Annotated in this window: 21 protein-coding genes and 1 pseudogene; 13 read left to right on the top strand and 9 right to left on the bottom strand. The window is 69.0% G+C overall.

The genetic code is table 11. The annotated features are described in order from the left end of the window. Window positions 1-41 precede the first annotated feature (41 nt). The 5 genes from P7V53_RS13335 to P7V53_RS13315 are packed head-to-tail and all read right to left on the bottom strand — an operon-like array spanning window position 42 to window position 4,786. The gene (locus P7V53_RS13335) at window positions 42-1,076 is read right to left on the bottom strand and encodes an L-idonate 5-dehydrogenase (protein WP_280155953.1); all 1,035 of its coding nucleotides are present in this window, start codon (window positions 1,074-1,076) and stop codon (window positions 42-44) included. Between the two features lie 17 nt (window positions 1,077-1,093). Then, entirely contained in the window at window positions 1,094-1,867 is a 774-nt protein-coding gene (locus P7V53_RS13330; RefSeq protein ID WP_280155952.1) for a glucose 1-dehydrogenase, read from the bottom strand. Window positions 1,868-1,883: 16 nt separating this feature from the next. Beyond that, window positions 1,884-2,885 carry a D-glycerate dehydrogenase gene (locus tag P7V53_RS13325; RefSeq protein WP_280155951.1) on the bottom strand — a complete coding sequence of 334 codons (1,002 nt, stop codon included), beginning with the start codon at window positions 2,883-2,885 and terminating at the stop codon, window positions 1,884-1,886. 12 nt (window positions 2,886-2,897) lie between these two features. Then, the gene (locus tag P7V53_RS13320) at window positions 2,898-3,572 is read right to left on the bottom strand and encodes an RraA family protein (RefSeq protein WP_280155950.1); all 675 of its coding nucleotides are present in this window, start codon (window positions 3,570-3,572) and stop codon (window positions 2,898-2,900) included. A gap of 5 nt (window positions 3,573-3,577) precedes the next feature. Beyond that, on the bottom strand, window positions 3,578-4,786 hold the full coding sequence (locus tag P7V53_RS13315) for an aspartate transaminase (protein ID WP_280155948.1): 1,209 nt from the start codon (window positions 4,784-4,786) through the stop codon (window positions 3,578-3,580). 362 nt (window positions 4,787-5,148) lie between these two features. Between P7V53_RS13315 and nac the strand changes: the two genes are divergently transcribed. The 12 genes from nac (at window position 5,149) to P7V53_RS13255 (ending at window position 14,724) form a co-directional block, all read left to right on the top strand. Continuing rightward, the gene (gene nac, locus P7V53_RS13310) at window positions 5,149-6,075 is read left to right on the top strand and encodes a nitrogen assimilation transcriptional regulator NAC (RefSeq protein ID WP_280155947.1); all 927 of its coding nucleotides are present in this window, start codon (window positions 5,149-5,151) and stop codon (window positions 6,073-6,075) included. Window positions 6,076-6,142: 67 nt separating this feature from the next. Then, window positions 6,143-6,559, top strand: a complete 417-nt coding sequence (locus P7V53_RS13305) for an acetyl-CoA carboxylase biotin carboxyl carrier protein subunit (protein WP_280155946.1) — start codon at window positions 6,143-6,145, stop codon at window positions 6,557-6,559. A 24-nt stretch (window positions 6,560-6,583) separates the two neighbouring features. After that, a complete protein-coding gene (gene accC, locus P7V53_RS13300; protein WP_280155945.1) occupies window positions 6,584-7,936 on the top strand; it encodes an acetyl-CoA carboxylase biotin carboxylase subunit in 1,353 nt (450 codons plus the stop codon). Continuing rightward, on the top strand, window positions 7,933-8,592 hold the full coding sequence (pxpB, locus tag P7V53_RS13295; RefSeq protein WP_280155943.1) for a 5-oxoprolinase subunit PxpB: 660 nt from the start codon (window positions 7,933-7,935) through the stop codon (window positions 8,590-8,592). Before accC ends, pxpB begins: the two co-directional genes overlap by 4 nt. Continuing rightward, window positions 8,589-9,578 carry a biotin-dependent carboxyltransferase family protein gene (locus P7V53_RS13290; protein ID WP_280155942.1) on the top strand — a complete coding sequence of 330 codons (990 nt, stop codon included), beginning with the start codon at window positions 8,589-8,591 and terminating at the stop codon, window positions 9,576-9,578. The genes pxpB and P7V53_RS13290 overlap by 4 nt, the downstream gene beginning before the upstream one ends. Before the next feature lie 2 nt (window positions 9,579-9,580). Then, a complete protein-coding gene (locus P7V53_RS13285; protein WP_280155941.1) occupies window positions 9,581-10,000 on the top strand; it encodes a biotin/lipoyl-containing protein in 420 nt (139 codons plus the stop codon). Window positions 10,001-10,003: 3 nt separating this feature from the next. Then, on the top strand, window positions 10,004-10,774 hold the full coding sequence (locus P7V53_RS13280) for a 5-oxoprolinase subunit PxpA (RefSeq protein WP_280155940.1): 771 nt from the start codon (window positions 10,004-10,006) through the stop codon (window positions 10,772-10,774). An 88-nt stretch (window positions 10,775-10,862) separates the two neighbouring features. Further along, a complete protein-coding gene (locus tag P7V53_RS13275; protein WP_280155939.1) occupies window positions 10,863-11,615 on the top strand; it encodes an SDR family oxidoreductase in 753 nt (250 codons plus the stop codon). A gap of 25 nt (window positions 11,616-11,640) precedes the next feature. Beyond that, entirely contained in the window at window positions 11,641-12,342 is a 702-nt protein-coding gene (locus P7V53_RS13270) for an amino acid ABC transporter permease (RefSeq protein WP_280155938.1), read from the top strand. Window positions 12,343-12,346: 4 nt separating this feature from the next. Further along, window positions 12,347-13,105, top strand: a complete 759-nt coding sequence (locus P7V53_RS13265; RefSeq protein WP_280155937.1) for an amino acid ABC transporter permease — start codon at window positions 12,347-12,349, stop codon at window positions 13,103-13,105. A 12-nt stretch (window positions 13,106-13,117) separates the two neighbouring features. Further along, on the top strand, window positions 13,118-13,852 hold the full coding sequence (locus tag P7V53_RS13260; protein ID WP_280155936.1) for an amino acid ABC transporter ATP-binding protein: 735 nt from the start codon (window positions 13,118-13,120) through the stop codon (window positions 13,850-13,852). Between the two features lie 23 nt (window positions 13,853-13,875). Next, entirely contained in the window at window positions 13,876-14,724 is an 849-nt protein-coding gene (locus P7V53_RS13255) for an ABC transporter substrate-binding protein (protein WP_280155935.1), read from the top strand. A 61-nt stretch (window positions 14,725-14,785) separates the two neighbouring features. On the opposite strand, the gene P7V53_RS13250 is transcribed toward P7V53_RS13255, so the two are convergent. Further along, a complete protein-coding gene (locus P7V53_RS13250) occupies window positions 14,786-15,745 on the bottom strand; it encodes a hypothetical protein (RefSeq protein WP_280155934.1) in 960 nt (319 codons plus the stop codon). Between the two features lie 294 nt (window positions 15,746-16,039). Here P7V53_RS13250 and P7V53_RS13245 point away from each other — a divergent pair, with 294 nt between their 5' ends. Next, on the top strand, window positions 16,040-16,765 hold the full coding sequence (locus P7V53_RS13245; protein ID WP_280155933.1) for a class II aldolase/adducin family protein: 726 nt from the start codon (window positions 16,040-16,042) through the stop codon (window positions 16,763-16,765). A gap of 6 nt (window positions 16,766-16,771) precedes the next feature. Here P7V53_RS13245 and mtnA read toward each other — a convergent pair whose 3' ends face one another. The 3 genes and pseudogenes from mtnA to P7V53_RS13230 form a co-directional block, all read right to left on the bottom strand. Continuing rightward, window positions 16,772-17,848: an S-methyl-5-thioribose-1-phosphate isomerase gene (gene mtnA, locus P7V53_RS13240; RefSeq protein WP_280155932.1), complete on the bottom strand. Its 1,077-nt coding sequence runs from the start codon at window positions 17,846-17,848 to the stop codon at window positions 16,772-16,774. Window positions 17,849-17,853: 5 nt separating this feature from the next. After that, window positions 17,854-18,081, bottom strand: a complete 228-nt coding sequence (locus P7V53_RS13235) for a hypothetical protein (RefSeq protein WP_280155931.1) — start codon at window positions 18,079-18,081, stop codon at window positions 17,854-17,856. 869 nt (window positions 18,082-18,950) lie between these two features. After that, window positions 18,951-20,872, bottom strand: a pseudogene (locus tag P7V53_RS13230) (PhoX family phosphatase). Between the last annotated feature and the right edge of the window lie 221 nt (window positions 20,873-21,093).

Below are 21,093 nucleotides of genomic sequence, written 5' to 3'. Positions count from 1 at the left end.
CGCCGAGTGATCGCGGATGCCCTGCCGCAAGGCGGCGCCGGCTACTCGAAGCTCAGCAGGACCTTCATCGCCTGCGAGCGATCCGCCGCCAGCGCGAACGCACGGGCGGCATCGCGGAAGGGCAAGGTGGCCGAGATGAGCGGCTTCAGGTCCACCAGGCCCTTGTTGAGCAGTTGGACCGCGGTGGCGAACTCCTCGTGGAAACGGAACGCACCGCGCAGGTCGAACTCCTTCGCGACGATGGCGTTGACCGGCAGCGTCATCTCCCCGCCCAGGCCCACCTGCACGATGACCCCGCGCGGGCGCAGCACGTCGAAGGCGCCGCGCAGCGCGCGCTCGTTGCCACTGGCCTCGAACAGCACGTCGAACTGCCCCTTGTCGGCGGCGAACTTCGCCAGGCCCTCGGGCTGCTCAGCCACGTTGACCGTCTCGTCGGCGCCCACCCTCGCCGCGCTCCTCAGCGGCGCAGCCCCCATGTCGGTGACCACGATGTGCGTCGCACCCGCCCGGCGCGCGGCGATGACGATCAGCGCGCCGATCGGCCCGCAGCCCGTGATCAGCACGCTCTTGCCCAGCAGGCAGCCGGCCCGGCGCACGGCATGCAGCGCCACCGACAGCGGTTCGGCCATCGAGCCCTCGCCGTCGCTCACCGTGTCGGCCAGCCGATGCGCCTGGGCGAGGTCGACGACGATCTGCTGGCGAAATGCCCCCTGCACGTGCGGCGTGCGCATCGCGCTGCCGTAGTAGCGCATGTCCAGGCAATGGTTCTGCAGGCCCTGCTGGCAGTAGCGGCAGCCGCCGCAAGGCCGGCTGGGGCTGACGGCGATGCGGTCGCCGCGCTCGTACTGGCGCACGGCACTGCCCACCTCCTCGACGACACCGGCCACCTCGTGGCCGAGCACCATCGGCTCCTGGATGCGCACGGTGCCGAAGCCGCCGTGCTGGTAATAGTGCAGGTCCGAGCCGCAGATGCCCCCGCAGCGAACGCGCACGCGCAGCTGGCTCGGCCCGATCTCGGGCGTGGGCACGTCTTCGACGCGCAGATCGCCGGGGGCGTGGATGACGAGTGCGTCCATGGTTCTTTCCCGGTCGATCAAAGCGTGGCGGTGACGCCGCCGTCCACGTAGAGGATGTGGCCGTTGACGAAGCCGGACGCGTCGCTGGCGAGAAACACCGCCGCGCCCACGAGGTCCTCGACGTCGCCCCAACGGCGCGACGGCGTGCGGCCGATCAGCCACTGCGTGAACTGCTCGTCCTCGACCAGCGCCTGCGTGAGCTCGGTCTTGAAGTAGCCGGGTCCCAGGCCGTTGACCTGGATGCCGTACTGCCCCCAGTCGATCGCCATGCCTTTGGTGAGCATCTTCACGGCACCCTTGCTCGCGGTGTACGGCGCGATGTTCGGCCGGCCCAGCTCGCTTTGCACCGAGCAGATGTTGATGATCTTCCCGCGCCGGCGCGCGATCATGTGGCGCGCCACTGCCTGTCCGACGACGAACACGCTGTCGACGTTGGTCCGCATGAGCTCATGCCAATGCGCCTCGGGAAAGTCCTGCAGCGGCGCACGGCGCTGCATGCCGGCGTTGTTCACCAGGATGTCGATGGCCCCGATCTCGCGCTCGATGCGCGAGACGGCCGCGGTAGCGGCCTCGCCGGAGGTCACGTCGAATGCCACGGCGTGCACGTCGGCACCTTCGTTGCGCAGCGCGCGAGCCGCCCGTTCCAGTCGCCCTTCGTCGCGTCCGTTGAGCACCACCGTCGCACCCGCGCCGGCCAGGCCGCGGGCCAGCGCCAGGCCGATGCCGGCGGAGGAGCCGGTGATCAGCGCGATGCGGCCGTGGAGGTCGAAAGCCTGCAGGACGGACTTCAAGCGGTACTCCTTCGCTTCATGGCCGTTTCTGCAGCACCGCCGGGTTCACCGGCGAGGGCGGCCTGCCGGCCTGCGGGCCGCAGCCCAGCGCAGCAATCAGGTTGTCGACGGCGAGCGAGGCCATCGCGCGGCGCGTGCCGACCGAGGCGCTGCCTATGTGGGGCGTGAGCACGACATTGGGCAGGGCCAGCAGCTCGGGACGAAGGGTCGGCTCGCCTTCGAACACGTCCAGGCCTGCCGCAGCGATCCTGCCCGACCTCAGCGCCCGCGCCAGCGCAGCGTCGTCGACGATGCCGCCCCGGGCGATGTTGGTCAGCGTCGCGGTCGGCTTCATCCGGTCGAGCTCGGCCGCGCCGATCGCGTGGTGCGAGCTCTGCGAGTACGGCAACACGAGCACCAGGTGATCCGACTGACCGAGCAGGGTGTCCTTGTCGACGTATTCGGCGCGGCATCCGGCCTCGACGGCCGGCGCGAGCCGCGTGCGGTTGTGATAGATCACCCGCATGCCGAAGCCCAGCGCACCGCGTCGCGCAATGGCCTGGCCGATGCGGCCCATGCCGAGGATGCCGAGGGTCGCACCATGGACGTCGCTTCCGAGGAACATGTCGTAGATGCCGGTCCGGGTCCAATCGCCCCGACGCAGGAAGTGCTCGGCTTCGGCGATGCGCCGCGCCGCGGCCATCATGAGCGCGAAGCCGAAGTCCGCGGTCGTCTCGGTCAGCACGTCCGGCGTGTTGGTGACCAGGACGCCGCGCGCCGTGCAGGCGTCGACGTCGACGTTGTTGTAGCCGACGCCGACGTTGCAGACGGCGCGCAGCTGCGGGCACGCATCGAGCAGTGCCGCATCGATCCGTTCGCTGCCGGTGCTCATCACGCCGTGCTTGCCCTGCAGCCGCCGGAGCAGCTCCTCGGGGCTGAAGATCGTGTCGGCCGGGTTGTCCTCGACGTCGAAATGCTGGCGCAGCCGGTCGGCGATGTCCGGGAAGGTCGCGCGGGTGGCGAGTACGGCGCAGTGCATCCTCGTGTCCCGTCAGTTGTTGCAGCGCGCTTCCAGCGCATCGATGAACGACCGGTCCCAGCGTCCTTCCTTCATCGCCCGCATGGTGTTCGCTTCGTTGGCGAGCGTCCTGCGCGCGCCCTCCAGGACGAGGTCGGCCTCTGCCGGAGGAATCGCGAGCAGGCCGTCCTGATCGCCGACGACGATGTCGCCCGGATTCACCACCATGCCGCCCACCGACACCGGCACGTTGATTTCCCCGGGGCCATCCTTGTAGGGGCCGCGATGGGTGACGCCGCGCGCATAGATCGGGAACTCGCGCTCGCGGATCTCGGCCACGTCGCGGATGGCGCCGTCGATCACCAGGCCGGCAAGGCCCGCGGTCGCGGCATAGAACGACAGGATGCCGCCGATCACCGCGTTGCCGACGTCGCCGCCGGCGTCGATCACCAGCACGTCGCCGGGCCGGCAGAACTCCAGCGCGCGCAGGAAAGTCAAGTTGTCGCCGCCGCGCGAGCGCGCCGTGACGGCGGTGCCGGCCATCGTCTGACGGCCGGGCCGGTGGTACGGGTGCAGGCCCACCGTGCCGGTGTTGCGGTGCATGTTGTCGCTCAGCGCGGCCACCGGGATGTCGCGCAGCGCGACGATCAGCGATTCGCCGACCTGCGGCGCCGACGGATTCTTGCGGAGGGCTTTGTAGGTGCTCATGGTGCTCAGTGCAGTTCGGCAACGGCCCGCGCGATGCGCGCACAGCCTTCGTCCAGGATGTCGAGGGAGGTCGCGATCGACAGGCGGAAGTACGGCGACAGCCCGTACGCCGTGCCGGCGACGACGGCAACGCCGACGCTCTCCAGCAGGTGCATCACGACATCGCCGTCCTCGCCGAGGCGCCTACCGTCGGGCGTGGTCTTGCCGATCAGCCCGGCGCAATTCACGTACAGGTAGAAGGCCCCGTCGGGTGCGCGGCAGCTCAGGCCCGGGATCGCGTTGATGCGCGCCAGCGTGTGGTCGCGCCGTTGCTTGTAGGTGGCCACGCTCTCGCCGATGAAGCGCTGGTCGCCGTTCAGCGCGGCGGCGGCAGCCGCCTGGCTGACCGAGCAGCAGTTGCCGGTGGATTGGGAGAGCAGCGTGTCCAGCGCCTGCACCAGGTCGCGCGGACCGGCCACCCAGCCGATGCGCCAGCCGGTCATCGCATAGGTCTTGGAGACGCCGTTGACCGCCAGCGTGCGCTCGCGCAATTCGGGGGCGGCATTCAGCAGGTGCGGCGTGCGGCGGTCGTCGAAGCGGATGTGCTCGTAGATGTCGTCGGTCATCACGAGCACCTGCGGATGCCGCAGCAGCACGTCGGCCAGCGCACGGTACTCCTCGGCGGTATAGCTGGCACCGGTGGGATTGCTCGGCGAATTGATCAGCAGCCAGCGCGTCTTGGGCGTGATGGCCGCCTCGAGCTGGGTCGGCGTCAGCTTGAAGCCTTTCGCTTCGGGGCAGGCGACGATCACAGGCACACCGTCGCAGGCCAGAACCATGTCGGGATAGGAAACCCAGTACGGCGCGGGGATGATCACCTCGTCGCCGGGTTCGAGCGTGATCGAGAACGCGCTGTAGATGGCGCTCTTGGCGCCGCTGGTGGCGATGATCTCGTTGAGCGCGTAGACGAGGCCGTTCTCGCGCTCGAGCTTGGCGGCAATGGCCTGGCGCAGCTCCACCGTGCCCGCCATCAGCGTGTAGCGCGTCTGCCCTTTCTCGATCGCCGCGGCGGCGGCCTGGCGGATGTGCGCGGGCGTGTCGAAGTCGGGCTCGCCCACCACCAGGTTCACGATGGACTTCCCCTGGCGGCGCAGCTCGTTGGCGCGGTCGGCGGCCGAGGTGCTGGGGGAAGGCTTGATGCGGCGTACACGAGCAGCGATGCGGGACGGGCTCACGAAATTCCTTGTGGCGGGTGACTGCAGGCATAACGGTAGAGCGCCGTCGCCGCCAAGGCCAAGACGAGTTCGGTCTGCCTTGATAGGCATCGCTTATGGATGCAAACTGAGGGCCAGTTGAGCGGCAAGCTTCCTGATGAAACACCGAAGGCCACAGAGCATCCCAGGCCGCAGTCACCGGCCCGGCGTTTGCGAAGAAGCACCAGGCCCGTTCGCCTTGAGCCCTTCGACAGGCTCAGGGCGAACGGTTTCTGGAGCGGGAGTTCTCTTTCTCACGTGGCCCTCGGCTGTGTGTTCTCTGTGTTCTCCGTGATCGAAAGCAGCTTCTCGCGCCGAGCCGTCCCGCCCAGCTCGCTCCTGCCATGAACCTGAGACGACTGAAATACTTCGTCAAGATCGTCGACATCGGCAGCCTGACGCAGGCCGCCGATGTCCTGCACATCGCGCAGCCCGCGCTCAGCCAGCAACTCGCCACGCTCGAGGGCGAGGTGCGCCAGCAGCTGCTCGTGCGCACCAAGCGCGGGGTCACGCCCACCGAGGCGGGCAAGGTGCTGTACCGGCATGCCCAGCTGATCCTGCGCCAATGCGACCAGGCCCAGGTGGACATGGTCGCGGCGAGCCGAGGGGTGTCGGGCGCGGTGTCGGTGGGGCTGGCGCCCGGAACCGCGGCCGCCACGCTGGCGCTGCCGCTGCTGCGCATCCTGCGCGCGCGGCACCCCGGCGTGCTGCCGTATCTCAACGAGAGCTACGGCAGCACGCTGTCCGAGCTGATCATGAACGGACGCATGGACCTGGCCGTGCTCTACGGCGGCAAGGTTGCCGTGCACGGACTGAAGTTCATTCCGCTGCTGCGCGAGCCGCTCTACCTGGTCGGCCCGAAGTCGCTGCCGGCCCCGCCCGAGACCGTGCCGCTGAAGGTGCTGGCGGACACGGACCTGTACCTGCCGCGGCCCTACAACGTCGTGCGCCGCCTGGTCGACGAAGCCTTCATCAGCGCCGGCATGGTTCCGCGCGTGGTGGCCGAGATCGAGTCGGCGAGCACGCTGACCGCCGTCATCGCCGACGGGCTGGGCATGAGCATCCTGCCCGCCTCGATGGCGCGCGAAGTGGTGAAGGCCTGCGACGCCTGGCTGTCGCGCATCATCGATCCGGTCATCGAGGCTCCGCTCGCGCTGTGCCAGTCGGACCACCTGCCGCTGTCCGAGCCGGCACAGGCGGTCAAGGAGATCCTCCTGGAGCTGGTGGCGACCTTGCCGGGCAGCCTGGCCACACCGGACGATCCGTCATAAGCGGCTCTTATCTAGGCACACCCATTCCGTCTTGGCGCTTCGGCGTGCGCGCCGATACCTTTGCGGTGTGGACCAGCAGCAGATCAAGGCCTTCATCGACGCCATGGCGGCGTCGGACCTCACCGAGGCGGAGTTCAGCCAGGACGGCTGGACCCTGCGCCTGGTGCGCAGCGGTGCGGCTGTCCAAGCCGTGCGCGGCGCCGAGGTCCCGGCGCCGTCGCGGCGCGACGCGCCGCCCGCGGCGGCCCCCGCGAAGGAACTGACCGCCCCGCTCTTCGGCGTCGTCCACCTCCAGCAGACCCCCGGCGATCCGCCCTTCGTCAGCGTCGGCCAGGCCGTCCAGGCGGGCCAGACGCTGTGCGTCATCGAGGCGATGAAGGTGTTCAACGAAGTGGTCGCCGAGCACGACGGCACGGTCGCTGCCGTGCTGGTGACATCGGGTCAGGAAGTCGAAGCCGGCCAGCCCCTGCTTCGCTACGCGTGATGACCGGCGCCCGCTGAGGTGATCATGTTCGACACCGTCCTCATTGCCAATCGCGGCGAGATCGCCCTTCGCATCCTGCGCGCGTGCCGCGGCCTCGGGCTGCGCACGGTGGCGGTTCACTCCGAGGCCGATCGCGATGCGTCGTACGTCGCGCAGGCGGACCAGGCACTGTGCATCGGACCCGCCTCGGCGGGCCAGAGCTACCTGAACCAGGCCGCCATCCTGCTGGCCGCCGAGGTCAGCGGCGCGCAGGCCATCCATCCGGGCTACGGCTTCCTCTCCGAGAACGCCGGGTTCGTCGAGAGCGTCGAGCGCGCCGGGTTGACCTTCATCGGCCCGAGCTCCGCGTGCATCCGCATGATGGGCGACAAGGTGTCCGCCAAGCGCGCGATGCGCGCCGCGGGCGTGCCGTGCGTGCCGGGCCCGGACCGGTCGCTGCCGGAAGACCCGGCCGCCGTGCAGGCGATCGCACGCGAGATCGGCTACCCCGTCATCGTCAAGGCGGCAGGCGGCGGCGGCGGCCGCGGCATGCGTGTGGTGCGAGAGGAGTCCGGTCTTCCCGATGCCCTGGCGCTCACCCGCGAGGAGGCGCGGCGCGCCTTTGCCAATCCGGAGGTCTACATCGAGAAGTTCCTCCTCCACCCGCGCCACGTCGAGATCCAGGTGCTCGCCGACAGCCATGGCAACGCCGTCTGGCTGGGCAGCCGCGACTGCTCGCTGCAGCGCAGGCACCAGAAGGTGCTCGAGGAGGCGCCGGCGCCGCACATCGCTGCCGCGCTGATCGCGCAAGTGGGCGAGCGGTGCGCCGCCGCGTGCCGGCAGATCGGCTATTGCGGCGTCGGCACTTTCGAATTCCTGTACGAGAACGACGCGTTCTACTTCATCGAGATGAACACGCGGCTGCAGGTCGAGCATCCGGTGACCGAGATGACCTCGGGCATCGACATCGTGCAGCAGCAGATCCGCGTCGCGCGCGGCGAGGTGCTGTCGATCGCACAGGCCGACGTGGCCTGCCGCGGCCATGCGCTCGAGTGCCGCATCAACGCCGAGGACCCGCGCACGTTTGCCCCCTCGCCCGGCCGCATCACCGAATGGAGCCTGCCGGGCGGATGGGGCGTCAGGGTCGACAGCCATGCCGGCGTCGGCTACCGCGTGCCGCCGTACTACGACTCGATGGTCGCGAAGCTGATCGTGCACGGCACGAGCCGCGAGGACGCGCTGATCCGTCTGCGCCAGGCGCTCTCGGAAATGAAGGTCGGCGGCATCTCGACCAACCTGCCGCTGCACCGGGACATCGTTCGCGATGACGCCTTCTCGGCCGGCGGTGTCGACATCCATCACCTCGAGCGCTGGCTGGCGCACAGAGCCTCGGCATGAGCACGCAGGCAGCCACTTTCAGCGTCCTGGGCACGACGGCCGCGCTGTTCGAGTCCGGCGGGCCGATGACGCTCGCCGCGCAGCAGCGCATCTGGGCGCTCGCCCGCGAAGCGCAGGCATGGCCCGAAGTGCGCGAGGCGGTGCCGGGCATGAACAACCTGATGATCACCTTCGTGCAACCTCCCCGCCAGCTGCGGGCGCTCGAGGACCGGCTGCGCACCGCATGGGAGCTCGTCCAGCCGCTGTCGCTCGAAGGACGCGTGATCGAGCTGCCGGTCACGTACGGCGGCGGCGGCGGTCCGCACATGGCCGACGTGGTCGCGCACACGGGCCTGACCATCGACGAGATCGTCGAGCTGCACAGCGCCCCGCTGTACCCGGTGTACGCGCTCGGCAGCCATCCCGGCTACTGCTATCTCGGCGGCATGGACCCGCGCATCGCGACGCCACGGCGCAAGGTGCCGGTGGTGAGCATTCCCGGCGGGGCCGTCTCGATCGGCGGCGCCCAGACCGGCGTGTCGGCGTCGGCCGGACCCAGCGGCTGGAACACGATCGGCAGTACCGACATGTGCTTCTTCGATCCGATGCGCGATCCGCCGGCCTTGCTGCAGCCGGGAGACAGCATCCGCTTTCGCGTCGAGAAGGTGATCCGATGATCGAGATCGTGTCGTCCAGCGCGCTCGCCACGGTGCAGGACCTTGGCCGCACGGGCAGCCTGCGCTGGGGAGTCGGCACTTCGGGCGCGATGGATGCCGTGGCGCTCGCCGCGGGCAACCTGCTGCTGGGCAACGAGGCGTCCGCTGCCGCGGTCGAGATCCCGGTGTTTCCGTTTCGCGTGCGCTTCGTCGAGGACTGCGCCTTCGCGGTGACGGGCGCCGACTGCGCGGCGACGCTCGATGCACGTCCGCTGATGCCGTGGTCGACCTACGAGGCCCGTGCAGGACAGGTGCTCGTCCTCGGCGTGCCGCAGGGCACCGCATGGCGTGCGGCGCGTGCCTATCTGTGCCTGGCCGGGGGCGTCGACGTGCCTTGCGTGCTCGACTCGCGCAGCACGCAGCTGCGAGGCGCGTTCGGCGGCCTTGAAGGACGCGCGCTGCGCAAGGGGGACAGGCTGCGGGCGGCCGCACCGGGACGTGCGACGCGCGCGACCGGCATCGGGCTCGTGCCTCCCGCGCTCGTGCTGCCGCTGCAGGTCGATGGCTGCCCGGCCATGCGCGTCCTCCCCGCAGCCGAGTACGAGGACTACACCGCTGCTTCGCGCGAGGCGTTCTGGGGCACTGCATGGAAGGTCACGCCGCAGAGCGACCGTTACGGCTACAGGCTGGCGGGCGAGGCGCTCGAGCCCGTCGCCGCGGTGGAGATGCGCTCGCACGGCATCGTCCCGGGCGTCATCCAGGTGCCGCCCGGTGGCCAGCCGATCGTGCAGATGCGCGATGCACAGCCTTCAGGCGGCTATCCCAAGCTCGGGACCGTCATCGAGGCCGACCTGTGGCGACTGGGCCAGGCCGCCATCGGCAGCCACGTGCGCTTCATCCGGACCACCTGGGACGACGCCGTGGCGGCGCTCGATGAGTTGCGCGAGTGGCTCGACGAGACCCGCCGCGTGCTCGACCTTCACCAGCGCGTGCGATTCGGGAGCTGACGGTGGATGCGCTCGAACGCTTCCGACAGCTTGCCGCGTGGCTGGCCGACACCGACATCGCGGTGCTCGAGCTGAGCGGGCCGCTGACGCGGCTGCGCCTGGTTCGCGGCACCAGCGGCGAAGCCGCGCTGCAAGGCGCAGGTGTCGACCTGCCGGCGCAACGGACGCCGCAGACGAGCCCCGGCGCAACGGTCGTCCCCGCTTCCGGCGTCGGCATCGTGCGGCTCAGGCACCCCCTTCGCGATGCGCCGCTGGCGCCGGTCGGCGCCAGCGTCTCCTGCGCACAGGTGCTCGCGCTGCTGCAGGTCGGGCCGGTGCTGGTGCACGTCGCCGCGCCGCGCAACGGCGTCGTCGCAAGCCTGCGCGCGCGGGACGGCGATGCCGTCGGCTACGGCGATCCCCTGATCGAGATGGTGGACTGAGGCATGGACATCGACCTGAACGCGGATCTCGGAGAGGGCTACGGCCCGTGGCGCATGGGCGAGGACGAGGCCCTGCTGGAGCTGGTGTCCTCGGCCAACGTGGCGTGCGGCTTCCATGCCGGCGATCCGGTGATCATGGAACGCACCGTCCGCACGGCGAGGGCACGCGGCATCGACGTCGGGGCGCATGTCGGCTTCCCGGACCGCCAGGGCTTCGGCCGGCGGCCGATGCAGATGGACACCGCCGAGCTCGCCAGCTTCGTCGTCTACCAGCTCGGCGCGCTGGCCGGCATCGCCCGGGCTGCCGGGCACCGCATGACGCACATGAGCTTTCATGGCGCCCTGGGCAACATGGCCGCCGCCGATGCGTCGCTGGCCGAGCCGCTGGTGCGCGCCGTGGCCGACTTCGACTCCACGCTGATCGTCAGCTCGTCGACCAGCCGCGCCATCGAGGGCGCCGCCGCGCGCTGCGGGCTGCGCGTGGCCACGACCTTCCTCGCCGACCGTGCCTACGACGACCAAGGCCTGCTCGTTCCACGCAAGCTCCCGGATTCGGTCATCAAGGACGAGGCGGCCGTGCTGGAGCGCGTGCGCCGCCTGCTGCGCGACGGGACGGTGACCACCTATTCCGGCAAGTCGCTGGCGATGAACGCGCGGTCGATCCTGCTGCACGGCGACACGCCGGGCGCCGTGGCGCTGGCGCGAACGATCCGCAACGAGGTCGAAGCCGCGGGCCACCGCATCGTGCCGATCTCGCGCCAGGTCCACGCATAAGGTCCCCTTATCGCTCCACATCCATTCCGTCTTGGCCTATTCGCCCGGCACTCGATAGATTGGTTTCACGCCACAAGGAACTCACCCCATGCCGTTCTCCGACTACAAGACAGCCCTGGTCACCGGCGCCTCGTCCGGCATCGGCGCCGCGGTCGTGGAGCGCCTGTCGCGCGAAGGCCTGCAGGTGCATGCCATCGCGCGCAGCGCGCCGAACCTGGAGGTGCTGGCGGCGCGCACGGGCTGCATCGCGCACGTGCTCGACGTGACCGATGTCGGCGGCATCGCGCGGCTCGCCGGGGAAGTGGAGTTCGACGTGCTCGTGAACAACGCCGGTGTCGACCGGCCGAACTCCCTCCTCAAGGCGAGCGAAGAGGACGTCGACCTGCTCGTCGACGTGAACCTGCGCGCCGTGCTGCACCTGTGCCGCCTGGTCGTACCGGGCATGGTGGCGCGCGATCGCGGCCACGTCGTCAACATCAGCTCGATCGCCGGGGCCTACAACTTCGGCGGCAACTCCACCTACCACGCGACGAAGGCGGCGATCAGCATGCTGTCGCGCCAGCTGCGCATCGATGCTTTCGGCAAGCGCGTGCGCGTCACCGAGATCTGCCCGGGGCGCGTGGCCACCGAGATCTTCGCGCATGTGCACGGGGACTCCGCCGAAACCTACGAGCGCTTCGTCAAGGGCTTCGAGCTGCCGCAGGCGGCCGACATCGCCAACGCGATCGCCTTCGCGATCGCCGCGCCGGTGGCCGTGAACATCGGCCACATGGAAATCACGCCGACGCTGCAGGTGCCGGGCGGCCTGTCGACGGCCCGCCCCGAACAGCCGCCGGCCTGAAGGCGGGACACGCGGGAGCGCGACGATGAAAGGCTTCGACCTCATGGCCATCCTGCTGAACCCCGAGTTCGGCAGGATGCTGGTGCACGGTGCGCAGATGACGCTGGTCATCGCGCTGGGCTCCTGGCTGCTGGCCATGGGCCTCGCGGTCGTGCTGCTCGTCGTGCGCCTCACGCCGAGCCGCATCGCCCGGCGCGCGGTCGAAGGCTACGTGTCCTACCACCGCAACGTGCCCACGCTGGTGCAGCTGATGCTGTGGTACTTCGGCATTTCCAGCCTGCTGCCCGCCAGCGTGCAGGGCTGGCTGGGCGAGCACAACGGCGAGGCGCTGTTCGCGGTGATCGGCCTCGGGCTCTGCCAGGCGGCCTACTTCAGCGAGGACCTGCGTTCCGGGCTGCGCTCCATCCCGCTCGGCCAGGCCGAAGCGGCGCGAGCGCTCGGCCACAGCTTCATCGGTTCGATGCGTCACGTGCTGATGCCGCAGGCGGTGCGCCACGCGCTGCCGGCGCTGGTGAACCACAGCGTCTCGCTGTTCAAGAACAGCAGCCTGGCGATGGCCATCGGCGTGGCCGAGCTCACGCACGCGGTCAAGGAGATCGAGAACCAGAGCTTCCGCGCCTTCGAGACCTACCTGCTGGCGAGCGTGATGTACCTGGCCTTCTCGCTGCTCATCATGGCCGGCGGCGCCTGGCTGGACCGCCGCAGCCGCATCGTCGGCGCCAGGTGAGGCGATGAACACGATCATCGAGATCCTGCGCGACAACTGGCTGCTGCTGCTGATCGGCCAGTACCCGAACGGGCCCCTGGGCGGCATCGCCTGCACGCTGATCCTGTCGGTGCTGGGCATCGCGCTGGCCTTTCCGCTCAGCGTGCTGCTGGCGCTCGCCCGCCTGTCGCCCTGGCGCGTGCTGAACTGGCCGGCCACGGCGCTGGTGTACGTGGCACGAGGCGTGCCGCTGCTGATGGTGATCCTGTGGGTCTACTTCCTGGTGCCGCTGCTGATCGGGCACAACGTGTCCGGCTTCGTGACCATGCTGTGCACGCTGGTGCTCTATGAAGGCGCCTACCTCGCCGAGGTGGTGCGCGCCGGCATCCAGGCGCTGCCCAAGGGCCAGATGGAAGCCGCGCGCGCCCTCGGGCACAGCCATCTCGGCGCGATGCGACTCGTGATCCTGCCGCAGGCCCTGTTCAACATGCTGCCGAGCATGCTGAGCCAGTTCGTGTCGACGATCAAGGAGACGACGCTCGGCTACGTGATCAACGTGCCGGAGCTGACCTTCGCGGCCAACCAGATCAACAACCAGCTGCTGACCAAGCCGTTCCACGTCTTCTTCATCCTGGCGACCATCTATTACGTCGTGTGCTGGAGCCTGACCCGCGCGGCCACCGCGCTGGAGCGGCACATCGAGGCCAAGCGGGCCGGCCTGCGCGGCGCCGGCGCGGCGGCGCCGCCCGCCGTCGTCTCGCAGCCGATCGCCGCCGAGCCCTGAAGGATCTTCCCGATGATCACGTTCTCCGACGTCAACAAGTGGTACGGCCACTACCGCGCGCTCACCGACATCAACGCCGAGGTCAAGAAGGGCGAAGTGGTGGTCGTCTGCGGACCTTCCGGCTCGGGCAAGTCGACGCTGATCCGCACCGTGAACCGGCTGGAGGAGATCAAGTCCGGCCGCGTCGTGGTCGACGGCCACGACATCCACGCCCCGATGAGCAGCGCCCAGCTCAACAAGCTGCGCAGCCGCATCGGGTTCGTGTTCCAGAGCTTCAACCTGTTCCCGCACCTGTCGGCCCTCGACAACGTGATGCTGTCGCCCGTGCACGTGAGCGGCATCAAGCGTGGCGAAGCCCGCGAGAAGGCGATGCAGCTGCTCGAACGCGTGGGCCTGGCGTCCAAGGCCATGTCGTACCCGGCCCAGCTCTCCGGCGGCCAGCAGCAACGCGTGGCGATCGCCCGCGCGCTGGCGATGGAGCCGCCCGCGATGCTGTTCGACGAACCGACCAGTGCCCTCGATCCCGAGATGGTCGGGGAGGTGCTGGCCGTGATGCGCAGCCTGGCCGGCGACGGCATGACGATGATGTGCGTGACGCACGAGATGAACTTCGCCCGCGAGGTCGCCGACCGCGTGTGGTTCATGGACGCCGGCTGCATCCTCGAATCGGCCGAGCCCGAGACCTTCTTCCGCAGCCCGCGGCACCCGCGCGCGCAACGCTTCCTGTCCGACCTGCGCTCGCACTGAGCGTCCTCACCCTGGAGTCCGCCATGTCCTTCCGAATCCGCGCCGCAAAGCCAGCGGCCATCACCGCCCTCGCCCTGAGCACCTTGCCGTTGGCCGCACTCGCCGATCAGTGGCAGGACATCCAGCAGCGCAAGGAGCTGCGCTGCGGCACCTTCGCCGACGTCCCGCCGTTCGCGGCACCGGACCCGAAGACGCGGGAGATGGTCGGCTTCGACGTCGACCTGTGCAACGCACTGGCCAAGCGCCTGGGGCTCACCGCCAAGATCACGCCACTGTCGGTCGAGGCCCGCGTTCCCGAAGTCAAGATGGGGCGCGTCGACATCACGGTCGCCAACCTCGCCTACACGCTGGGCCGGGCGGAGCAGATCCAGTTCAGCGACCCCTACTACCTCGCCAAGGAGATGCTCGCCGTCAAGGCGAGCGATCCCGGCAAGAGCAAGGCCGACTACAAGGGCAAGCGCCTGGCCTCCACCAAGGGCTCGACCTCCGAGCTGTCCATCAAGATGAACGGCTCGGAGCCGGTCACTTTCCAGGACACCGGCTCGGCGTACATGGCCGTGCAGCAGAACAAGGCGCTCGGCATGGTCGCGAACACGATGACGATCACCAAGCTCGTCAACCAGTCGAAGACCGGCGGCGTGGAGCTGAAGATGATTCCCGAGCCGATGGCGCTGCAGCCCATCGGCATCGGCATGAAGAAGGATGAGCCGGCGCTGCTGGCGAAGATCAACGCCACCCTGCTCGAGTTGGACAAGGCCGGCGAGATCAACCAGATCTGGGCCAAGTGGCTCGGCCCGAACACCGAGTTCAAGATGGTGCGCGAAGACAAGGTCGTGCCGCTGAGCGAGCTGAAGTTCACGCCGCTGCCTTGATCGGGAACGGCGCTGCGGTGGGTCCCGACCTCGAGCCACTCGGGGCCCATGACGCGGAGGCCTAGCGAATTCTCCTGAACTCGGCCGTGTCCACGCGCTGACGACCGCTGATGTCCAGCGTCTGCCTCGTCCGCACGCTCGTCGCCCAACTGCTGCCCAGGTTCACCTGATACGTCGTGGTGCGTCGCAAGGTCATCGTTGACATCGCGGCGCGAACCTCCTTGGCCTTCTCGGCGCCACCGGCGCTCGCGATCAGCGGCGTCACCAAGCTGTCCATCGCCTCGAGGAGTGCCCGACGGTCGATCTCCTCGTCGAGTTGCAACTCCATGGTCTTTCGACTCGCGTCCGTGACCCTTGTCGTCAGGCTCAATGTGGACTGCAAGGGTGCGGTGCCGAACGGCGAGGGGATGGAGGACTCCAGTTGCACCGTCTTGCCCGGCGTGAAGCTACCGCCGAGAGGTGAATACAGAACGGTGGCGTCCTTGGCCGCGAGCGCAAGAAGACGTTCGTCATGGGCCGTCAGCTGTGACATGGCTGCACGAACCTGCTCGACGACCTTCGGATCCAGTTCCTTCCGACCGGGTGAGGGCTCGGTGAGCGCATGCATGGCTGAATCGAGCATCGCCCGCACATCCTTCGCGTTGACCAAACGCACGGGCTGGGCGGATGCATCGAACTCGATTTCCGCCGCGAGGTTCTGCGCCTTCTCCATGGCAGCGATGGCCTCCGGCGTCATCCGGCCCTCCGCCAGCTGTCGGAACGCAGTGTCACTTTTCCATTGCTGTAGCGAACCCTTGTCGTCGGCGCGCAGCACGGCGATCTCGAGCCTGCCCTTGGCGCAGTTGTTCGTCGGCTTGGCGGGATCGCTCGATCTCCTGCATCGTTCGACCTCGTACACGGCTCGCTCACCGGCCTTCCAGTTGGCGTTCCACTCGATGTCCGCGGCGCGGACGTGAATGACGGGGCACGCGAGCAGCGCAACGAGGCAGCGAACGATGGGCGAGGTGGCTAGGCGCATCATGGGGTGAAGAGGTTGGCGCGACCTGCTTTGCAGCGACACGGCGTCAGCAGCAAATCGAATCCCCGACTGCGCTCGGGCACTGCGATCGCCTTGAAGATCGAAGAACTCTAACGGCTGGGCCCTCCGGCTCACATCCTGAGTTGTGACGGAAGGCCGACTTCTGATGTGCGCGTGGGCAGCCCCGGAGATCGGAACCACGCGTGGGCTTGCGATGCGGACGGTGCGAACTAGACTGGCGTTCAGGTCCAGCCGTGTCGAGGAGGCTCAGATGACGTCCCCTGCCCTGTCCGTCTCATGGACCCGCTCGGTCCGCGCGCGCGCCTGGGGCGTCCCTCGATGAGCGAGCACGACTCCTTTTCGCCCGCGTCCGACCTGCGGCACCGGCTCGCCGCCGCCTACCGGCACCTGTCGCGGCTGGGCCTGAACAGCGGCAGCGCCGGCAACGTGAGTTGCCGGCTCGAGGATGGCGCGCTGGTGACCCCGACCGGCGCGAGCGCCGAGACGATCGACGCCGCGTCGCTGGTGGAGATCACGCTCGACGGCGAGACGCGCGGCCCGGGCATTCCATCGAGCGAATGGGCCATGCACACCGAGATCTACCGGCGCTACCCGCAGGCGCAGGCGATCGTCCATACCCACTCGGACGCGTGCGTGGCGCTGGCGTGCCTGCGCAGCGGGATCCCCGCCTTTCATTACATGATCGCGACCTTCGGCGGCGACGACGTGCGATGCGCGCCGTACGCCACGTTCGGCACCGAGACGCTCGCGCGCCTGGCCGCCGATGCACTCGTCGATCGCAGCGCCTGCCTGCTCGCCAATCACGGCATGATCGGCTGGGGCGCGGACATCGAGCAGGCGATCGCGACAGCGACCCGGCTGGAGACCCTGGCGCGGCAGTATTGGATGAGCCTGCAGGTCGGCCCGCCCGTCCTCCTCGACCCGCAGGAGATGCGCATCGTTCGCGATCGGTTCCGAGCGTACGGGTCGACGCGGCTCGCGACCCGCCTGCCCGACCGCTGAGGCGAATCAGCCCATCCCGAAGAGCGACGACAAGTTCTGCTCGAATGGCGGCCCGACGAGGCCGCGCTCGGTGATGAATCCGGCGACCAGCGTGTGCGGCGTGACGTCGAAGGAAGGGTTGCGCACCGCCACCCCCTCGGGCGCCGTGCGGCGGGCGCCGAAGCTCGTCACCTCGTCGCCCGCGCGTTCCTCGATCACGATGTCCTCGCCTGCGCGCGTCGCGAGGTCGAGCGTGGAAGAAGGGCACGCGACGTACATCGGAATGCCGAAGTGCTTGGCGAGAATGGCCACGCCCAGCGTGCCGATCTTGTTGGCGAAGTCGCCGTTGGCCGCCACGCGGTCGGTGCCCACGATGACCAGATCGACGAGGCCGCGCTGCATCGTGGCAGCGGCCATGCTGTCGGTGAGCAGCGTGACGTCGATGCCCGCGCGCTGCAGTTCGAAGGCCGTGAGGCGCGCGCCCTGCAGCAGCGGCCGCGTCTCGTCGGCGTACACGCGAAACGGCGTGCCGGACCGGTGCGCGAGGTACATCGGCGCCGTGGCGGTGCCGATGCCGGTGGTCGCGAGCGCGCCGGCGTTGCAGTGCGTGAGGATGCCGCAGCCCGGGCGGATGAGCGCCTGGCCGTTGCGGCCGATGCCTTCGCACAGCGCCTGGTCCTCGTCGTGGATGCGCCTGGCCTCGTCGAGCAGCACATCGTAGAGCGTCGACGAGCTGCCCGCGTCGTCATGGCCGGCGATGCGGTCCTGCAGACGCTGCACGGCCCATCGCAGGTTGACCGCGGTGGGTCGGGCGGACGCGAGGTAGGCGGCCTGCTCCGCGAGGCGTGCACGAAACGCGGCGACCCCCGCGTTGCGGCTGCCCTGCATCGCGACGCAGAGGCCGTAGGCGCCCGCCACGCCGATGGCCGGGGCGCCACGCACCTTCAGCGCGCGAATGGACTCCCACACCTCCTCGACGCTCGCCTGGCGCTCGACGACGATCTGCAGCGGCAGGCGCGTCTGGTCCAGCAGGTACAAGGTGTCGTCGCGCCACTCCAGCGTCGCAGGGAGGGCGCCGGCCAGCGATTCGGTGCGGCTCGCCATGCGGCTCACTCCTCCAGGCGGGCGACGGCGCGGACCTTGATGTCGAGCAGCTCGTTGGCCGTCACGCTGTAGCGACCGCTGAACGGGTCGACCTGCACGCTGAACTCCACGTGCTTTCCGGCATGGGACAGCTTGCCGCTGGTGAAGGCGTAGTCGGGCTGTGCGGCCGGGACCGAGTCCACGATGTGCTCGTCGAGCTCGTCCGAAATGGCGATGGGTACTTGAAGGTGCATGGCAATTCCAGTGTGGAAGTCGCGGGTGGCGTCCGCGGTCTGCACGCCTTGCGGCGGCATGAAGTCAATGGTCCGGTGAACAGGCGTGCGAGGAAAGACTTTTCGTGCCCTTTTTCGTAGCGCCCAAGAAAAAAGCACTTGGCGTTCCCGCCAAGCGCCCGGTGAGGCAGGTCCAGGATCTACATCGGCCACTCGCTCGTGCGAGTCGAGGGGCAAGACCCGACCCTGAGCCGACTTCCGGATTGCGGTGGGACCCTCGGCGAAGGCTGCAACGAGGATTCGGGCGTCGCAGCCAGGGTAGACGCCCGAGAGATCCCCCGCTGGCGTCTCCGCCTTGAACCGATCCGATGCATCGGGCAACAGAGGCCTACCCGCTTGCCGGCAATTCACCGTGTGGCCGTCGATCCAGTCGAAACGCTGGAGAGCGGCCGCGCGGTTGGTCGCTGCCAGCGCAAACCTTCATCACAGCTCGAGGCCTATGCCCTGCCCCATCAATGGCGCGCCTTCGTCGCGCACCCACTCAGCGACATTCCGGTTCACCTTCAAGCGGCCCGCTCGGCCGCCGGCCTCATCGTCGCCCGCTCGGCCGGTGACGCGTCCGGTCTCAAGCGAACGGTGGGGATCCGCTCCCTACCTGGGATTGCTGGTAGCTGGCTTCGCAACCCGTTTCTGATCTCCGGCGCGCGCCCTCTCCCAGTCGCCTCGCTCAGGCGGTGATCGCGGCTCTCCAGTCAGCGCACGGCATTGGGAGTGATGGTGGGGGTCGGCAATCGGTCCATGCGCTGCACCTCGAGACGGCCGGACGCTGATCGAGTAGCCTGCGAACGGCACGTGGCACAAGCGTGACCGGACCGTGGCACGCTGGACGCTCAGGTTCCGATGACACCACCATCCAAGCGGCGGACCACCACAGTCGCCGAGCGCGGTCGCCCGTTCGGATGCTGGTCGGGCCAGTTGGAGTAGCGACGCGGGTTTGCGGGATCGCTGCGCTCGCTCGGACTCTCCCCCGGATGCTGGATGTTGACGAACAAGGTGCGCCCGTCCGGGGTGCCGGTGACGCCGGTAACTTCGCATCCCGCCGGGCCGACCAGGAAGCGGCGGACGTCACCGGTGCGGGGATCAGCGGCGAGCATCGCGTTGTTGCCCAGCCTGGCCAGGTCCCCCTTGCCCATGGCCGACGTCGACATGTCGGTCTGCACCCACAGCACGCCCCGGCCGTCGACCCACAGCCCGTCGGGGCATCCGAATGCATCCCCACGGGCGTTTCCCTTCGCCTCGGCGCGCTCGTTGCCGGGATCACCTGCGAGCACGAAGTGGTTCCAATGGAACGCGCTGCCGTCGAAGTCGCCCTCCTCCTTCCAGCGCACGATGTGCCCCATCGTGTTGTTGGCGCGAGGATTGGCGGCGTCCACGCCGGGCTGGTCCTTGGCGCCGCGGCTGCTGTTGTTGGTGAGCGTGCAGTAGACCCAGCCCTGCCGGTCGACGGCGATCCATTCCGGCCGATCCATCTTGGTGGCACCCAGTTGGTCGCTGGCCTGCCGCGCCTTGACCAGCACCTCACCCTGGTCCGCGAAGCCGTTCGCTGCGGTGAGCGGCCCGTCGCCGTGGATCAGCGCGATCCAGCGGCCCTTGCCGTCGGCATCGAAGCGGGCGACGTAGAGCGTGCCGTTGTCGAGCAGCCCCGCGTTGCCCGCGGCACCGCCGGGCTGCACGCGATCGCGACTGACGAACTTGTAGATGTACTCGAAGCGGGCGTCCTCGCCCATGTAGACCACCGCGCGGCCGTCCCGTGTCATGGCCACGGTGGCGCCTTCGTGCGCCGCGCGGCCGAGCGAGGTGCGCTTGACCGGCGTGCTGCTGGGGTTGAACGGATCGATCTCGACGATCCAGCCGAAGCGGTTGGGCTCGTTGGGGTGCCGCGAGGCGTCGAACCGCTCATCGTGCTCGTGCCAGCGGTAGCCCGACGGATCGCCCTTGCGCAGGCCCCATCGCTGCTGGTGCGCGTCCGGCTGGTCGGGACCCTTGAAGTAGTTGATGAAGTTCTCTTCGCAGGTGAGATAGGTGCCCCAGGGCGTGATGCCGCTGGCGCAGTTGTTCAGGGTTCCCAGCACGCGCCGGCCCTGCGGATCGGCAGCCGTGCGAAGCAGCGGGTGTCCGGCGGCTGCACCTGCGACCGACATCGGCGTGGAGGCGGTGATGCGGCGTGCCCACGGCGAGGGGCGCACGACCTCCCAACGGCCGTCCTTGCGTTGCACCTCGATCACCGACACGCCGTGCGCAGCTTGCGCCTTGCGCACCTTCTGCGCCGACCAGTTCGCCATGCCATCGGGATGAAGCAGACCGTCGTCGACGTACTCGTGGTTCATCACGAGCAGGCCGGCGTCCGAGCCGTTCTGCGCGAAGTAGTGGACGCCGTCGTGGTGCATGCCCATTTGCGCCTCCTGATCGGCAGGCGTGTTGGAGGCGTCAGGCTTGAAGGACGGGTTCTCGCCGGACAGGCCCACCGGCTCGCCCCATGCCGCGATTACCTGCACGGTGTAGCCCTCGGGCACCACGACGCTGTCGGCCGTCGACACTGGCACGCCCTTGAAACCGAGCAATGTGCCGCCTGCTCCGGCCGTCGAGGCACAGCCGGCCAGCGCGACCACGCCCGAGAGCGGCGCCAGGAACCCGCCCGCAGCCGCCGCCAGGCCGCCGCGCAGGACGGTGCGGCGCGCCGGTCGGACACGTCATGGATGGAGGTGTTGGAGGAGCGATTGCTGTCCTCCATCTGCGAGTGATCTTTGGGCATGGGTCAGCGGAAAGCGACAACCCTCGATGTTGGCGTGCGAGTTTGAAACCGTTGTGACACGTGCAACCCGGCGCGCCGTGTGGCCGGCGGGCAGTGCATAGAATCGTCGCTTGGACACCGAACCCCGGTGCCACCGCCGCTGCAAGTCGATCGCGCAGGCACAGGACGCGATGCGGACGAGACAGCAACCTCGGAGCTCGCACGCCGTGCGGTCGCCTCCT

Origin of the sequence: Piscinibacter sp. XHJ-5 (assembly GCF_029855045.1) — a bacterium.
GTDB lineage: Bacteria > Pseudomonadota > Gammaproteobacteria > Burkholderiales > Burkholderiaceae_C > Albitalea.
This window is presented reverse-complemented; position numbering and strand designations above follow the sequence as displayed.